Below are 18466 nucleotides of genomic sequence, written 5' to 3'. Positions count from 1 at the left end.
CAAATTATTTTTCCTTCCCTTCAACTCTGAGCCTATATAAGAAATGCTAGTAGCAAAATTCCCGCTAAGATTAAGATAAATACTAAGTAAATTGTAATTGGCTTAACCCTTTGTGATGAAATCATTGAAAATGTGAATGGTAAGTACGTATGCTTTACATTATTTATTTGAGCTTGTAAAACCCCAAGGTTATCAAGACTCTTAAAGACTGGTACTCGTTGCACTTTTGACGAGGTATTTTTCACCACCAAAGTGTACTTACCAGGGTTAAAGCGATTTGCTACATTTTCTTTTTGATTAACCATAACTTTTTTTCCATCTGGTTTTTCTAGCCACGCCTTAACTTTATGACGGTTCCACAATGCTAAATTAAAAGTATTCGCCCTATTCTTTAGATTAATCGTTTCCTTTAGTTCAACACCTGGATTTAACTGATATGCTTCCTGGCGGAAAAAATTTTGTCCTAAAACAACGGTACTTACACTAGTAGTTCTATTTTTTCCAAGTAATTGACCAGTTCCAATCGCCAACAATAACAAGCTTATACCAACCAATGTAACTTTTCCGCATCTTCTTATTGCTAGTTTTGAAAAATCAAATTCAGCAACTAACCTCAACCCGTTTGTCGCTAACATGATAGTCGGTAGCGTTACTATATAAGCATAACGTGGTTGTACTTCCCAGAATAAAATATGAAAAATAAAAATCCCAATCACATATAAGCTCATAAACAGAGTAAGGGGCTCCATTTTCACTTTCTTCTTTAAGCAAACACAACAGCTAATTAAAATTCCAATCCACATAATTAGATACGTTGCTTGAGAAATCGTATTTACCGGTTGACTCTTATTACCAAAAATATAATCTAAAATTAAATGGTATTTTTGAAGATAATTAAACTGGTGATCCTCAGCACCAACTGTTCCAAGCGACCACTGAACGTTAATTTTTTTTAGCCATAATTTAACAACACCAATTGGACCAAGTTGCTTAATATCTTGCTTAACCTGTGACCTAATAAATGCCTTTTTTTGATCAACTGTTACATGACCAGTAGCCACTTGATCCCAAGTACTAATCCCATTTTTTATAACCGTTCCATCAGTTGCATTACTATAGCCAATGTATACCCAATAAGTTAATGGAAAAATTTGGTCTCTTTCGGTAACAACTTGCTTTTTAATTAACGAATTTGTCGGCGAAAATATCCCAAAAAATATAACTAACACCGCTAATGATTTTGTCAGTCTAATTATTAGACTACTTCGTTCCTCAAATAATAGAGTTATTACTAAAGCAATCAGAGCAATTAAAAGATTTTCTTTCGACAAAGCAGCTAGGATAAGACTAATAGTCGTAGCAAATAGCCATGTATAGCTAATAATTCCACTTTGATGAGTATACTTCACAAAACAATATACACTCATCATTAAGAAAAACTGAGCAATTGGATCTGTATATAAGATTAAGGCAGTCACATACAATGGCAAAAAAAATGCCGCAAGTAGTATATAATAATCAGCTAACTTTTGGTTAACGATTTTTAATGCCTGGAAACCAAATAAAATAGCCAAGTCAGTTAAAGAAAATAAAAATAAATTGACCGCTACACCAACATTACTAATTCCAATAAAACTAGCTAATTTGATAAAACTAACCGTTATCAAAGTTGCAACTGTATTCTGCGGAGCCCAACTATAATATGGTGACCAGGTGAAAATATTATGAAGTAACGAACCAACTTGTAGTCGCATATCCATATCATCAACACCTTGTGCACCATAGGTAGTCCAAGATAAGTAAACTTGGAAAAGTAACTGTATTCCAAGAATAACCCAGAGAATTATCCTTTTTTTAACGCTTTTGTGTAAATTCTTTCCTAATTTAAAAACAAAATAGGTAAGAACAATCGTTGCCAGAATGTTAATTGAAATTGGATAGAATTTAGCTAACTTCCAAGGTTGTCTTACTCCCGGAAATAGTGCACTGTTAAGAGTAATTAATCCCGAAATTATTAGCAAAAGAATTAACAGAATTTTGTTGGCACAGTTTTTTATCTTCATTTCATTGATTTCTCCTAAGTTATTTTAAATAAACTGTTTTCTCAAATGCTGCATTATAAACATAATTTGGAAAAGCATTACTATCCTTACTTAATTCGATATAAGACCCTGCCATTGTATACTTATTACTTTGGTATTTGATTGCTGGTAGCTTAACTCTTTTATGATTTGAATGTTCAATTAGGACATACCTTTCGCTAAGTTGTCTATTAAAAGACAACGTACTAGGTAGCTTGTAAGTGAAGTAAACAAAAAAGAAAAATAGCATAGTAATGCTAATTAACCTTTCTACCCGTTGTCCACGATTTAACGATAATATCCTAAACATTCCAATGAAGGACAAAGTAAACGCTCCAAAATACGTCCTTCCAACATTCATTCCTTCAGGAGACAAACAAAGAACCGCACCAGTAGCAACACCAGCTATTATAAAAATCAATCCCAATTTAAAGTTAGGACTTTTCCTAAAATACCGATAGAAAATTAGAACAATAATAATCAATAAAATCAAAAATACAATGTTTAATGGCGTATTAATGAAATACAAAATCATTGATTTTAAGCTAGACTTAAACTTATCAAACGTACTCAACTGCAACCATTGTGAATCATACATTTCGGCTCTTTTTTTATCACCTGGTGAAAGCAATAGGCCTGAGAAACCTAATAATAGAAAACCAACACTCAATAGTTGTTGTTTATTAAGCTTTTTAGTTTCTAGCCAGTTTTTCAGAAGAATCAGAAGAGTAATCAAAATCACTCCACCAGAAGTATTTTGATTTCCAAAGCCCGCTAGAAAACCTAACCCACACAAACTAATCAAACTCAATAATCTTTTGCTACTTAAAGAAATAAATTTATCTAGATAAGCTAACATAATTGTTGTAGTTACTAAATAATTTCCTGCACCAGAACGCCATAAAACCACACTACCAAAATCTGGCACAAATAACATGAAAGCTGATAGTAAAAGTATAAATCGCCAAAAATTATACTTATCTTTTTCAAAAGTAAATGTTAATTTACAAAGATAATAGATATATATCGTAAATATCACTGTAACTAAGATACTCGATACTAGTTTTCCGTTTGATACTAAAATTCTAGTATAGATTTGTCCAAATAGACGACCGTTGCTTTCCAGATAATCTCCCCAAGCATTTTTAAAAATTTGAAGAAAAGAATTATTTGAAAACCAAAAATCATCTTGCATATAAGGCGTTAAATAACTACTAACAAAAGTTAATATCATTACAATAAACAAGCTCACAGTCTTCTTTATCTTGGAACTGTTAACCACCATTCTGTATTTCACCGATCCTAAAGTATTATCTTTTCTATAATTTCGCAGTCAACTTGATATCCGGATACTTCTGCTTAAACCAATTTTCGGCAAATTGATTTTCAAATAAGAAAAGGGGATCTCCATGAATATCCTTAACTAGCAGATTCCGTGAAGATGCCATCTTGGTATCCAATTGTTCTGGATCAATCCAACGAGCCGTCTTCTTACCAAGTGGTTCCATAATCACTTCCGAATTATACTCATTTTGCATCCGGAACTTAAAGACTTCAAATTGAAGTTGCCCAACTGCTCCCAAGATATAATCATTTGAGGTATAACTTTGGTAAAGTTGGACCGCCCCTTCTTGGACTAATTGATTAACCCCTTTATGGAAAGATTTTTGTTTCATCACGTTCTTAGCTGAAACCCGAACAAAGAGTTCTGGAGTAAACTGTGGTAACTTTTCAAACTTGATTGATTGTTTTCCAGTAAAGATTGAATCCCCGATTTGGAAGTTACCAGTATCATAAAGTCCTATAATGTCACCAGCGACCGCAGTTTCCACATTTTCCCGAGTATTAGCCATAAATTCTGTAACATTTGACAAGCGTAACGGTTTACCAGTCCGTTCAAGGGTTACATCCATTCCCCGAGTAAATTCACCTGAACAGATCCGAACAAAGGCGATCCGGTCCCGATGCTTAGGGTTCATATTAGCTTGAATCTTAAAGACAAATCCTGAGAATTCCGGGTCTAAAGGCTTAACGGCTTCGCCGTCCTCTTGTTTGTGAGGACTCGGGGCTGGTGCAAACTTCAAATACGTTTCTAAAAAGGTCTTTACCCCAAAATTAGTCAAAGCTGAACCAAAGAAGACTGGTGTTTGGTCACCGGCTGCAATCTTATCTTCATCAAATTCATTTCCGGCCATTTCAACTAATTCAATTCCATCAAGAGCGTCTTGCCATTCACCCTCACCAGCAATTGGATTATCACCATCAACCATCCCATCTTCACCCAATGGAAGGTACGGCTTTTCAGGATCTGTCGGATGAGTTAAAGCTACCCGGTGGTTAAAACGATCATAAACTCCTAAGAATTGCCGCCCCATCCCAATCGGCCAATCCATTGGGTAAGTTTCAATTCCTAGAGTTTCTTCAATTTCATTCATCAAGTCAAGCGGTTCACGGGCATCCCGGTCAAACTTGTTAATGAAAGTAAAAATCGGAATTCCCCGCATCTTACAAATTTGGAATAGCTTCCGGGTTTGGGGTTCAATCCCTTTTGCCCCATCAATCACCATGACAGCCGAATCCACTGCCATTAGCGTCCGGTAAGTGTCTTCAGAAAAATCTTCATGCCCTGGAGTATCCAAAATATTAATTCGTTTACCATCATAGTCAAATTGCATGACTGATGAAGTAACCGAGATCCCCCGTTTTTGTTCGATTTCCATCCAGTCAGACTTAGCAAAATTATTGCTTCCTCGTCCTTTAACAGTCCCAGCCTCACGGACAACACCACCAAACAGCAGTAATTGTTCAGTAATCGTTGTTTTCCCGGCATCCGGGTGTGAAATGATTGCGAAGGTACGTCGTTTGTTTACTGCCTTTTTTAGTTTAATTTCTTCTGCCATAAAAATTCCTTTCCCCTACCAAAAACTTTTAGTTACTAGATAGTTTAATTTCTGGCTAAGTGATGTATTTAAAATAATGACCCATATAAAAATAGCGCCTATAAACAATAAACCATCCAATATACTTGGGTGATAATAAACACTCACTTTCTGCCTTCCAGAGCTACTTAACATAAATTCTACTGTTCCACGTTTACTTTCTTGAGATTTAACGATTTTCCCGTTAACCTCTATTCTAGTTCGATTATATTTCATTACTGGAATGTCAATCTTGTCACCTTTTTTAGCTTCAAAAATAAAAACTATTCTGTTCTCATCTGAAAATCGAACTTTGGATTTTACCTTTCCATTAATAAGTAAGTGATCATTTTTAATATTTTTATAGTTATTATCCTTTGCTGCGAGTTTTGTAATGTAGTCTGTTGAGCCACTCGGAGATAAATAGTTGTTCATCTTATCATACTCCATGTTATTAATAACCATAAACATTGGCAATTGTTTATCTTTCTGGCTCCTTACTACATTCGTTGCTTGATTGTTTGAAATAACGCTGTAATAACCTTCTAAACTTTCTTTGTAGCTAAATAAGAACCCTAGAAATAGTATAACGGTTAATATAATCCCGTATTTTTTTATTTTTATAATTCTTGTTAACAGGAGTGATGCCGTTATACATAAGAAAAATACTGATACAATCAAAAAGCGAAATGAGTTCTGAAGAGGAGTAACTAAATTATATAAACCAGTTCTTTTTACTATTTCCCACGGAAAGAGGTTCGTTGCTGCCATAGTCGTAAAAACACCAACAACGTAAATCCATTTTTCGATTTGATTATTGATAACAATCCATCCCAAAACAAGAGATATAGAAATAACTAACCCTAATGAAGCATCATCAAAAATATTATGCCATGAGTTATGCCATAAAAATTCGATTGGATCTACATGGAACAAAAAATTAGGTGTACTTACTTTATGCCTAAAATCATTTTCAATAAACGGCATTAACTGCCAACCTACTAAAAGTAAAAATAATATTGCACTTTTAACACAAACTAAGAAAGTTCTTATATCAATCTTTTTTAATAAAAATAAGACGATAAAAATAAATGCCATAGTTGTGACAGTTAAATACAATGATAAAACGTGACTATATGCTATTAGTGCTAAGCCAATGGCTAATAACCTTCCCCCCTGCTTTTTTTCAGACGTTAACATTAGCTTATAAAATCCTAAGAAGGCAATTGGAATAAAAGTATAAGCGATAACTTCACCTATTTGGAACTTCATAAATTCCGTTATGTGTTTACCAGCAAAACCATAAATAAGAGCAAAAGCAATGCTTCTTACACGATCTCCCTTAGAGTATGATAGCATCGTAAAATAAGAAACTACCATAGTTACAAAAAAGATCACAATATAACCAACATAAAACGCAGTTACTGGTTTAGATATGAACCTTAAAAGTGCCCAAGGATACAAAAATACACTCGGATAGAACTCAAAAGATGCAATCCCCATTTTTCCAAATGTATGACTAGCAATAAAGGTCGGAGAACAACTCTTTAAATTTAGATAAACCTCATTTAACCTTTGCAAATGAAAGACACCATCATTGTAAACAAAAATTTTCCCCAATCTCATTACTGGGAAGAAGGTGAGTATGCTTATCGCTAAAAATATAAGCATTAAAGTGACATTGTATTTGTTTATCCTTCTACTTTTTAATTTCATTATTTATAACCTTTTCAAACTCTTACTTTGCCAATTCTTTCATCGCCTTCACTTCTTGAAGTCTAGACTCAAATTCCCTTCTCTCTTTTCTCTGAAGTGCATCTAACACTAAACCAGCATAAAGAGATATAATTCCTGCCAATACACAGAAGCCACATACAATTAAAGTTGGATAATTCAACACTTTACCTGTATGCAGATATGGAATCCATACATCCGGAATAAAAAACATAACTGCAAGAATAGTTAGTAATAAGCCTAAGATACTATAAAAAGGTAATGGCCTATAGTTTCGAAAAAGCGTCACGATTAGTCTAAGGACCTTAAAACCATCTGAATAAGTATTTAGCTTTGAACTACTCCCAACAGGACGATCCCGATATTCAATAATGTGATTCTTCATTGCCAAATTATTAACAATAGCAAAGATACTCATCTCAGTTTCAATTTCAAAGCCCTTCGAAAGCACTGGATAAGTCTTCACAAATTGATAACTGAATGCCCGATATCCAGTCATGATATCCCGAATGTCATTCTTAAAGAAAAAGTTAATGCTTCCCCGAACAAGCTTATTACCAATTCCGTGGAAAGGTCGCTTATTTTCTTCAAAATAACTTGAAGAGAGCCGATCACCAATTACCATGTCATAGTTTTGTTCATGGACATACTTTGCCATCTTTGGAATCTCATCGGCTGGATAAGTATCATCCCCGTCGATCATAATATAACATTCTGCGTCGATTTCTCGGAACATCCGTCGAATGACATTTCCTTTTCCTTGCGAGTATTCGTGACGGACAACTGCGCCAGCTTCTTTAGCAAGACTAACTGTATCGTCAGTGGAATTGTTATCATATACATAAACAACCGTCCCATCAATATCTTTAGTTGCGTTCAAACAATCCTTAACTACTTTTTGAATTGTTTTTGCTTCATTATAGCAAGGAATTAAAATTGCTAATCTATCCATTAATACTCTCCTTTCTACCTTTAAGCATAATCGTTAGCATTACTGGTCCCATGCAAATTAGTGGATAAACATACCTATACAGTACAATTGGCCCCAAAAATAATGTCCCAAATACCCCTAACAAGATGCTTGTAATAAAGACATACTCTCTATTTTTGGTAAGAATTTGCCAACCAATAAATAAAATAAAGAGGATAAAACTAAAAGCTGGACTCATTAGAAAAGAAATTATTGGAATCTTTTGATAAGGATAATCTCGTGTATACCAATCTAAAAACTTTGATCCTGCCGGGAATATCTTATTTCCCCAATTATTGATATGAAACCAATACGGATCTGTTGTATGCGGATAGGCCGTAACATACTCAATAAATTGATGTGGCCCATTAATTGTTTGCGGAAACCTATTGTCAGTTGGGGCATACCAAATACCAGCCGTTAGTTTGGCAAAGGCATCCACATATTTTGAAAAATTATTTAAACCGACTTTTACCCATAATTTAATGAATTCCAGCTTATTGCTTTCAAATTTCTTACTATTAAAAGTATCTTTATAAGGGTCTGAAATTGCTTGGACTCCAGATTTATAATATTGGTTTGAATTAGGAATATACTCTTTAATTAACCTCCGCTGATTATTAGTTAAAAGAACATTTTTCGATGATTCAACACTTGATAATTGCATAATTGGGACGCTCAACATTTCCGCTGAATGTCGTTCATACGGAACTCCCCTGAGCGCTTTAGTTACCGGTCCATTATATATACTAAATAAACTTGTAACAATTAGGCCTAGAATAAAAATTTGGCGACGATTCTTTTTTTCTAAAATTAGAGACAGAATAATACCAAAAAGAAAAATATAGATTCCTTGGCTCATAATAGCGGCACTAAGAAAGGCAAGCAACCCAAGGATAACCCAATAACTTTTTATACCCCAACGATTAATAATTTCATTTTTTAACAAAAAACTAATAACGAAAATATTTAAGAACGCTACATATAGAATATTTTTCGTAGCAGAAATTGCCATTAATGGGTTTTGTGGAACTAATGTAAAAAACAGTAATGTCAAAATATAAACTAATCCAGATACTCTTTTCTTTCTCATATACATTAAAATTAGTTCAAAAGAAAAAGCCAAGGTTAACATTTGAATTACGGTATATAATAATAAACCTATATGGTAACTGTGAAAGATTTCCTTACCAATCTTTAGGACAAATAAAACCAACAACAGTGAGTGAGCTAATGGTTGATGAAGGTCATAATTACCAGTTGCAACATGATATGCTAACTGGTAACCCGCATCATAGACATAATTTCCTGGAAAAGAAGCAATTAAAGTTGGTACCCAACAAATAAAAATTAGGATAAACTCAAAGATAGTGTATTTTTTTGGTTCTTTAGTGGCTAATTTTTCTAATGGATTTTGATTTAGTAAAATATTTAAATATTTCAGTCCCCATTGATAGAACAACGCTATCAATGTAAATAAAAGCGGTAAAGCTAATACTATTGTTACCCACGTCACTAAAGAATTTATTTTTACTGATCCAACAACATGTAAATTAAATCCAAAGACCCAACAAACTCCAATCAATAAGGAAATCGTGATATAGATCAAGATGTCATTTTTTGGGGGGATTGTAATTAATTTAAAACTCCCCATAAAAAAGATAATTAGAAGTAAAAATAACAAGGCCACGAAACCCGGACTATTTAAAAAATTACTTACTACTATTGATGTATTTTTTAATGCTAACGTTGAAAAACCTGCTAATAGTATACTTAAAAGAATTTTTGTTGATCTTTTTCTTAATAACATTAATCTACATTTCCTTATTTCTTCCAATTACAGCTTTACCACAAATAACACACCATGATAACCAATTAATTACGATACTAACAATAGACAGATGATACGGAACCAAACCTTATAAAAGTGATGCAACAAATAATGCTAACTGATTTTTAAAAAAGTAAGCAAACTAATCAATGATTACCAAACGTAAAACACTGAAACAGGTTTAAAATAGCATAAACTGCCCATGGATACAGAAAAAAGTTAGGATAAAATAGAAAATTGGTAACTCCTGTTCTCTGAAAGGTGAGAGTCGCTACAAAAGCAAAAACTACTCCTTCCTTTAAATTTCGATAAATCTCATCTACTTCTGAAGCTTGAAAACCCCAATCGTAATCTACTAAGGCCTGACCGTGTAGCCATTCTTGCAATACAAGAATAGTAATTATCATTAAATATACAATCAGTATATGAAGGTTAATTACTTATCATTATGGAAAGTTTTTTTGCTATGAAGTTTAATTTTCAAATCTTTAAATTATCCTAAATTTCTTCTGTTCTCGCTACATAAAACAACCAATTAAAAAAGACATTCACTTTTCCTGTATGTCATAAATAATATTGCGCTACTCCTCATGCAAAAATAAGGACCATTACATATATAACATGATTTTTAACTTTCATATTTTTTACCGAGAAATCTCGTTAGTCTATTATCCAAAAAATTGCTTAACCTATTAAATAACTGCCCAAAAATCAACTGATATCCAACTAAATCTATTAACGAGCAAATAACATAAACTAATAATGAGCCCAAAAGAACTACTATTAGATAGTTTACCGCTGTGGTATCAGCAAAGCTTCCATTAGGGAGCCATTCGTGCCATAAAAATACCCTAACAAATGAATTATCACTAATCAAATAGACTCCAAATGTTGTATGTGCAAAGATATTAACAACTCTTGAATGCCAATTAATGTTTTTGAAAATACAGAACATGACAGTAGCTGTAAATAAAGTAAACGGACCATAAATACCAGTTAATTTTTCAAGAATCAAATATTCGCCTCTTACACTTTTACTTACTAGACAAACTAATAATAAAAGTAAAATAAAGCCAGTGCAGTGCATGTCATCAAAAATCGATTGTCAAAGTACTGATTCTTATATTTTTTCAAGTAAGCAGCAATGAAATATGCTAAAATCATTCCTGTAAAATTCGAATAACCCCATTGGGCGGCACTAACATCGGGTTTACCATCAAAAATAGTAAGTAAATCTGGTATTAAGCCGTAAATTATACCCCCCAATTATTGTTGTGAATAATTGGTATCTAGTTAAGTTTTGAATTAGTAGATTGAGTAATGGCATTAGTATTAATAATACTAGGTATGCTTCTACAAACCAGTAACCACTCGGTTCCGGAAAGGGAAGTAACAAAGCCTTTAAACTTTCCGCTTGGAATGGAAGATGATTATCTCCCAATAAGAAAAAAAGATATAATATAAAACTATAAAATACCGTTTGTAATACTAGACTAATTGGTCTACGAAAATTAAACTTCTTTTCGCACAAAAAATAAGCGCCTATCAAAACAAATAGTGTTACTCCAATCGGACCTAAGAAAAGGAAAAATAAATTAACCTCCATAATATGCCCTTGAGCCGCATTTACATTAGTTATGTCCAAAGTCCCATGAGCACAAAAATGGCACAACACAATCATAAACATACTTATTATTCTCAGAAACTCAAATTCAGAATTCCTAACCTTACTGTTTTTCATTTAAAAACTCCATATTCACTATTTATTCTTCACGCTTCTCTAACCGATAAATCGTCCAAACATAATTGATCACCGTCTTTGCCACGGCATAAAATGGAATACATATAATCATCCCCGGAATTCCAGCGAGATTACCCGCAGCCATCAATAAGATAATGATGGTCAATGGGTGTATGTTTAACGTCTTCCCGATAATATTCGGATATATAATATTCCCATCAATTTGTTGGACAACAATCACAACAATGATTACCCACAGTATCTTTTGCGGAGCTACGGTTAAGGCAACTAACAAGGCAGGGGCAATTCCGATATAAGGGCCAATATACGGAATCATATTAGTAACTCCCGCAATTAAGCCTAAAACGGTTGCTAAAGGTTGACCAATAATCAAATAGCCGATGCTCGTAGCAACCGCCACAAACAGACACTCAATTGCTTGGCCTGAAATATAGGCGGACAAGGTAGCATTCATCTGTTGAAGTAGACTACCAACTTCATCCGCATGCTTCTTGGAAAGTAATCGTTGAATACTGGGAACGAAGCGATAGCCATCTTTTAACATATAGAAAAGCATTACCGGAACCGTTACTGCCACCACAACAATATTCGTCACCGTTCCAATTACAGTCCCCGCACTTGAAGTTAAGCCAGTCAATAGGACCTTTACATACTTATTTAGCTGGCCGCTATATTGTTGGTAAAGCTGTTCAAAATTAATATGTTTTAAACCAGGATGCTGAGATAATTGAACAAGAGCCTTTTGTGTTTCTTTTGTTGCGGTGGGTAACCACTTAATCAGTTGGGTTAGCTCATTAATTAATGATGGTACAAGGGCTGAAAAGGCCCCAACAATAATCAAAATAATTCCCAAAACAATCGTTAAACTAGCCAAACTTCGCGGAAAACGAAACTTTCCGATCCTAATCTTCAAGAGTAATTTCTGAATTGGGTTTAGCATGTAGTATAAGAATAACGAAATGATTAAGGGAACAATAATCGCCGATACAAAAACGACGATTGGATGGAAGACAAAATCAAGCTGTGAACAGATCCAAACAAAAGCCGCTAGGATTAACAATTCTAACGACCAATATAAAATTCGCGACTGATTTAGTTTCATTTTTTCTCCTTCACAATATAGATCGGCCGATGTTTAACTTGGAGGTAAATTCGACCAATGTATTTTCCAACAATCCCAATACAGAGAAGTTGAAGCCCCCCCAAGAACAGGATAATACAAGTTGTCGAAGCCCAACCGAAGATACTAGATGCTGGGTTTATTAACCGACGAATAATTACCCAAAGCATCCCTAAAACTGAAATAACAAAAGAAGTCGTTCCTAACCAAACAGCTAAAGAAAGCGGTGCTTGAGAAAAGTCAGAGATCCCGTCCATTGCGTAACGGAAAAGTTGCCACGTATTCCAATCAGTCTCACCTGCAACTCGTTCAACATTATGGTAATCAAGATATTTCGTCTTAAAACCGACCCAAGAAAAAATCCCCTTAGAGAAACGACTATATTCCTTCATTGAAAGTACGGCATTGACCATCTGGCGTGTCATCATTCGGTAATCACGCGCACCGGGAACAATATTAGTATTGGAAATTCGGTTAATGACCTTATAGAACTGGTCACTTAAAAAGGACTTAATTTTCGCTTCGCCAGTTCGATCAGTTCGCCGAGTTCCAATACAGTCATACTCCCCAGATTGGAGTTCCGCATACATCGTTGGTAAAAAAGATGGTGGATCCTGCAAATCAGCATCCATTACCACGACATAATCGCCAGTTGTTGCTTCTAGTCCAGCATACAAACCGGCCTCTTTCCCAAAATTTCGCGAAAACGAAACGTAATGAACACGCTCTGGATCTTGCTCATGGAGCTTCCGCATTTCGGCTAATGTCTCATCCTTTGAACCATCATTTACGAACCAATACTCAATTTCTAACTCTTTAATCTCACTGACCACTTTTTCAACCGCTGGGTAAAAAAGTGGTAAAGCCTCGGCTTCGTTGTAACATGGAACCACAATTGATAGTTTTTTCATAAAAGTTCCTCAATTAACATTCTAAAGACTACGTAATCCTTTTAATTTTATAACAGTTTTATCTCCATAAACAATAAAAGATCATAGAATTTAGCGTTTGTTTTGCTAAATTCTATGATCTTTGTTACTAATTCATTAAAGCACCAGTGATGTTGTTAAGATGGTAGGTTTTATTATCTAAAGTTAGGGTTCCATGAACCATTTTACCTTGATTATCATAGTAAACTTGACGACCATCAGATAATTTAACCCAACCAGTATGCATGTGACCATCCACTGGATCAAAGTAGTACCAAGCACCATCGATGTAGGCTTCACCATGTTTCATGATGTTTGTTTGCACGTCATAGTATACCTTCCGATTATCACTTACTGTTTGCCAACCATTCTTAAGTTGCGTGGTAGTAGCGTCATAAAGATACCAACCACCGTCAAAGTAGTTTTCACCATTCTTCAGAGTCACCTTTTTGAGTAATTTACCAGTGATATTATCAAAAGCATAAATTGTTGCATTAATTACATGGACTCCATGCAACATCCCAGAACCCGAGCCATCAGAATTAAGGTCATAGTACACTAATCGGCCGTCTGGTAAAGTAACCCAGCCAATTTCGAGTTTTCCGGTACTCTTATTAAAGAAATACCATTTGCCATTAAGAAAATTTTCGCCATAAAGCATTTCACCTTTACTATTATAGTAAACTAACCGACCATCGGGTAACTTCGTAAAACCTGTCCGCATTACTCCATCAGTCCCAAAGTAACGGAAATGACCACTTACGTAGCGTTCACCTGTATACATTGTCCCAGCTGAGGTATCAAAGTAGTACTTATGTCCATTAATCGTTTGCCAACCATAAACCATATGACCTTGAGCGTTATAGTAAACTGTCCGACCATCGCTAATCTTTGTAAAACCAGTTTGCATTACACCGTCATTACCAAAGCCGTACCAATAGCCATTTAAGTACATCTGGCCATGAATTGCTTGCTTTGTAATTGGATCAAAGTAATATGTCTTGCCATTTACGGTTTTCCAGCCTGAGGTCAAATCTCGACTAGCACTATTGTAGTAGTACGTGTTGCTATTAATCGTATTCAACCCATTTACTAATGTTGAGGTATCAACCGTTCCATTCGCTTGAATATGAACCCTACCAACATAAGTTCCATTACTTGAAGTTAAAAGTTTTCCAGTCGTTGGATCATAGTATTGAAGCGTCTTAGTTGCGGCATTGTACACTAACCCTGTCTGACGTTGACCAGTTGTTGGATCATAGTAGTAATTTGCCCCATTAACTGTAATTTGGCCCATTTCCCGAGCCCCAGTTGAAGTATTAAAGTAGTAGTGATACCCATTGATCGTTTGGTCACCATACTGCATTTGACCAGCTGCGTTGTAGTAGACTACCCGACCATCAGATAACTTCATAAAGCCCGTCTGCTTGACCCCATTATCGTATAGGTACCAATGACCGTTTTCATAGGCTTCTCCGCTCTTACTAAGGTTAGAAGAGAAGAGTCCCATATCAATGGAACCATCGTAAGAATTATTGTATTGGTCAGTGTACTGCCATGCACCATATCCAGAACCAAGCATCGCACTCTTCCAATAGGAGTAGTAGTATGCCGCAATCCAAGTCCGGCTCTTACCAACCGTTGAACTGACATTGTATTGCTTATCAAAGTAGTATCCAGTGTAAATAGCGTGATTTGTAAAGCCTAAGGAACTTAAAGTCGACCAGTAGGCAGCCAAGAGACTATTGACGTTGCTCAGCTTTACGGCATCATCTTCCACATCCGCAATCATTAAGGTATCCGTATCCAGGCCTAAGCTTTTTGCTTGATTTGCAAAGTATCGAGCTTCAGCTTGGGCTGCTGAAGTGGACGTGGAAACAAAGTAATCGTAAGCATAAACTTTTAAACCAGCAGCTTTAGCATTGTTAATTTGAGTTGCCGCATATGGATTAGTATAAGTCGTCCCTTGAGTTAACTTAACAATCACATACTTAACCCCTTGATTTTTAAGGTTAGTATAGGTTGCCGTACTCATTGCCCCTTGGTAAGATGATACGTCAATTGCATCAGCACTAGTACTATAGTTACTCTTTAAAGTAACACTTCCAGTTGAAGAACCACCCGTGTAAGTTTTTACTGCTGGACTACTCGTGGTACCAATCGTATTTGACACAACTTCACTACTTGAAGCCGAAGCAGATGCACTTGCCACTTTACTTTCAGCAAGTGCACTACTATTTACAGTCGTTGCACTTGCTAAACTGGCCTTCAAAGTCATTGCTGAAGTACTCTGGCCATTAGCACTTGAATTTGCTTGTTCCGTAGTAGCACTTTGACTATTTTCTGATGCACTAGCTGACGTCGCATTAGAATTACTAATCGATGCATTAGTAACTTGGGCATTTCCCTGAGTATCTGCCCTAACTTGACCAGGTTGACTAAAGATTAAAATACTTGCAGTCGTTAAAACTAGTCCTGAGATCGTAACGGCCTTTTTAACATTTTTTGCAAAATTCACTTGGTATTCTTGAATTAATTTACTTTTGTTCTTCAAAACTCTAACCTTTCTTCAAATTTATTTCCTTACTAAAAGAATACCGACCCTAAGCCGGTATTCTTAACGATATATTATTTTAGCTTATTAACCGTTATTCTTGATAATCGTTAATGGGTTTAACCAAGTACCATTATTCAAGAAGGAGCTTGCTAACGCAACACTTAAGTTCTTTTGTCTAGTAATCCCAATGTGTAAGTGAGCAGCATTCCGGTAACCAATCGTGTCACCAAGGCCAACCGTTTGGCCAACCTTAACAGCAATTTGGGAACGAGAACTGAAGGCTTCTTGGTAAACAACCATGTATTCACCAGTATCAACCGTTACGTACCAGTCAAGCCCAGCAATGTAACCAACACCAGTAACCGTCCCAGCATGAATTGCGTGAACCGTCGTACCGGGGTGGTCAATAGAACCAAAATCAAGCCCATCATGGAAACCGTTAAGACGGAATTCACCACCAGCGTTTACCCCAAAGAGTTGGGCGCCAGTAAAGCTTCCTTGCCCGTCAGCTGGGAATGGCCAACCCCAAGCTTCTTCAACCCCATTGTTGTCAAAGGTGTAGGTCTTGCCATCGATCTTGTGGGTACCAGTATACATTGCCCCAGTTGACGTATCGAAGTAATACGTATTATTGTTGATCGTTTGCCAACCGTATTGCATTTCACCTTTGGTGTTGTAGTATACTGTCCGTCCATCAGGTAATTTTGTGAATGAAGTTGCCATTGCACCAGTACTCCGGTTAAAGAAACGGAAGTGACCATCAATGTAATGTTCACCGTATTGCATTTCACCCTTGGTATTGTAGTATACGGTCCGTCCATCCGACAACTTAGTGAAACCAGTTGCCATTGCACCAGTACTTTGGTTAAAGAAACGGAAGTGACCATCAATGTATGCTTCGCCATGAACCATCGCAGCAGTTGATGGATCATAGTAAACAGTCCGGTTAGCTGAAATTGTTTGGAAGCCAGTTACGACCTTACCATCCTTTGTAAGGTACCAATTACCAGCAATATAATTTTCACCATCAGCAAGGTTTAGATAACCATTTGCATCAGTTGTTACGGAACCAACCTTACCATTCTTAACTAAAGCACCGTCTGTGCCAAAGTATTGTAACTTACCTGTACTAGAGTTGTAAGCAACCAAATTAGTTTTTTCAGCACCAGTAATATGGTCAAAATAGTAAGTATTATTTTCAACTTGGACAATCCCATGTTGCATTTGCCCTTGTGCATTATAATAAACTACCCGTCCGTCAGCTAACTTTGTAAAGGAAGTTGCCATCTTACCAGTACTCTTATCAAAATTGTACCAGTAACCATTGATATAATGTTCTCCATACTGCATTTGACCTTGGTTATTGTAATAAACGGTCCGACCATCAGGAAGCTTAGTGAAGGAAGTTGCCATTACACCAGTCTCATTATTAAAGTCATAAAAATGACCATTAATATACCTTTCACCCTTTACCATACTAGGGGCAAAGTAATAAGTCTTACCATTAACCTTCTTGAATCCGGTTTCTTCAGCACCAGTTTCATTATTGAAATAGTAGTAAGTACCATTTTGAGTCTTTTGCATCCCATGAAGCATTCCTTGACCAGAAACAGAGTTTGTTCCTTTCTTAACGTCATAGTAGACTTCACGGCCATCATTTAACTTCTTCCAACCAGTGGCAACATCACCATCAATAGTATTGAGGTAATACCATTTTCCATCAATTAATTGTTCACCGTATTGCATTTGGTTGTTTGTGGCGCTGTAGTACGCCAAACGGTTAGCGGAAAGGCTTTGCCAACCACTAAGATTTTGATGAGTAGTTACATTTTGAAGGTACCAGTGACCACCACTGTAGACTTCCTTAGTTTGGACAGCAGCTGATTCCACACTAGCACTTTGACTACTTTGAGTAGCACTTGAAGGTGTAGTAGTAGCTGATGATGTCGTAGCTACCGCTGCATTGACCTTCACTTGACTTGCGGAAGCTGAAGAAGCATTAGTTGCTTGAGAAGCTACCTGCAAAGTAACTTGGGCGCTTGAAGTTGCCGTTGATTGGCTTTGACTAGCTGAACTTGATACCGTAGCTTGACTAGCAACTGGCGCATTAGTACTTGCACTTTGCACAGCGGTACTAATGACGGTTGAATCATCGCTACTATTTGCGTTTCCGGTCGTGGTTGTAACCTTGTTAGCTTGGTTAGCAGTTGCAGTCGTATCGGCCTTAGCACCGTGTACTCCCGCAAAAAGGCTAGCTGCCGTGATTCCGGCAACTAACCAGAGCTTACCCTTCTTGTACATCTTAAAGTGACGTTTCATATCCTGACTCGGTTTACCCATGTCGTACTCCTTACGTAATAAATCTCTAAAATTGTTTAAGTTTGTTCAAAAAAATAATTTTCTCAATGTTCCTTGTAAATTTTATCATTCATCTCTTTTTCAATCAACGATCTTCTTAAGATGAAACATGATTGTTACATGAGAGTAAAGTTTTAGTTGAAAACTATTCATAATTTTTTTCAATTTTAATAACAAAAAGCCCGTTAAACCGCTTTTTCGCGGTT

General features: G+C 35.9%; 12 protein-coding genes. All 12 read right to left on the bottom strand.

Annotated elements, in window-relative coordinates:
• Positions 1-32 precede the first annotated feature (32 nt).
• The 12 genes from GTO83_RS02390 to GTO83_RS02335 all read right to left on the bottom strand — a co-directional run bounded on the left by GTO83_RS02390 (position 33) and on the right by GTO83_RS02335 (position 18242).
• Positions 33-2063, bottom strand: a complete 2031-nt coding sequence (locus GTO83_RS02390; protein ID WP_180871553.1) for a hypothetical protein — start codon at positions 2061-2063, stop codon at positions 33-35.
• Positions 2064-2082: 19 nt separating this feature from the next.
• Positions 2083-3366, bottom strand: a complete 1284-nt coding sequence (locus GTO83_RS02385; RefSeq protein ID WP_255463146.1) for a DUF6056 family protein — start codon at positions 3364-3366, stop codon at positions 2083-2085.
• Positions 3367-3400: 34 nt separating this feature from the next.
• The gene (locus GTO83_RS02380) at positions 3401-4981 is read right to left on the bottom strand and encodes a peptide chain release factor 3 (RefSeq protein WP_180871551.1); all 1581 of its coding nucleotides are present in this window, start codon (positions 4979-4981) and stop codon (positions 3401-3403) included.
• Between the two features lie 15 nt (positions 4982-4996).
• A complete protein-coding gene (locus GTO83_RS02375; protein WP_180871550.1) occupies positions 4997-6715 on the bottom strand; it encodes a hypothetical protein in 1719 nt (572 codons plus the stop codon).
• Between the two features lie 22 nt (positions 6716-6737).
• Positions 6738-7685 carry a glycosyltransferase family 2 protein gene (locus GTO83_RS02370; RefSeq protein ID WP_180871549.1) on the bottom strand — a complete coding sequence of 316 codons (948 nt, stop codon included), beginning with the start codon at positions 7683-7685 and terminating at the stop codon, positions 6738-6740.
• The gene (locus GTO83_RS02365) at positions 7678-9513 is read right to left on the bottom strand and encodes a DUF6020 family protein (RefSeq protein ID WP_180871548.1); all 1836 of its coding nucleotides are present in this window, start codon (positions 9511-9513) and stop codon (positions 7678-7680) included. Before GTO83_RS02365 ends, GTO83_RS02370 begins: the two co-directional genes overlap by 8 nt.
• A gap of 649 nt (positions 9514-10162) precedes the next feature.
• Positions 10163-10549 carry a hypothetical protein gene (locus tag GTO83_RS02360; RefSeq protein ID WP_180871547.1) on the bottom strand — a complete coding sequence of 129 codons (387 nt, stop codon included), beginning with the start codon at positions 10547-10549 and terminating at the stop codon, positions 10163-10165.
• Positions 10550-10750: 201 nt separating this feature from the next.
• Positions 10751-11275 (bottom strand): acyltransferase family protein, encoded by a 525-nt coding sequence (locus GTO83_RS11070; protein WP_180871546.1) that lies wholly within the window; start codon positions 11273-11275, stop codon positions 10751-10753.
• A gap of 22 nt (positions 11276-11297) precedes the next feature.
• Positions 11298-12398 (bottom strand): AI-2E family transporter, encoded by a 1101-nt coding sequence (locus GTO83_RS02350; RefSeq protein ID WP_180871545.1) that lies wholly within the window; start codon positions 12396-12398, stop codon positions 11298-11300.
• A complete protein-coding gene (locus tag GTO83_RS02345) occupies positions 12395-13327 on the bottom strand; it encodes a glycosyltransferase family 2 protein (protein WP_180871544.1) in 933 nt (310 codons plus the stop codon). The genes GTO83_RS02350 and GTO83_RS02345 overlap by 4 nt, the downstream gene beginning before the upstream one ends.
• A 127-nt stretch (positions 13328-13454) precedes the next feature.
• Positions 13455-15899, bottom strand: a complete 2445-nt coding sequence (locus GTO83_RS02340) for a GH25 family lysozyme (protein WP_180871543.1) — start codon at positions 15897-15899, stop codon at positions 13455-13457.
• 87 nt (positions 15900-15986) lie between these two features.
• On the bottom strand, positions 15987-18242 hold the full coding sequence (locus GTO83_RS02335; RefSeq protein WP_219634234.1) for a peptidoglycan DD-metalloendopeptidase family protein: 2256 nt from the start codon (positions 18240-18242) through the stop codon (positions 15987-15989).
• Positions 18243-18466 lie beyond the last annotated feature (224 nt).

Source organism: Lactobacillus sp. 3B(2020) (assembly GCF_013487845.1).
In the GTDB taxonomy this organism is placed as follows: domain Bacteria; phylum Bacillota; class Bacilli; order Lactobacillales; family Lactobacillaceae; genus Limosilactobacillus; species Limosilactobacillus alvi.
This window is presented reverse-complemented; position numbering and strand designations above follow the sequence as displayed.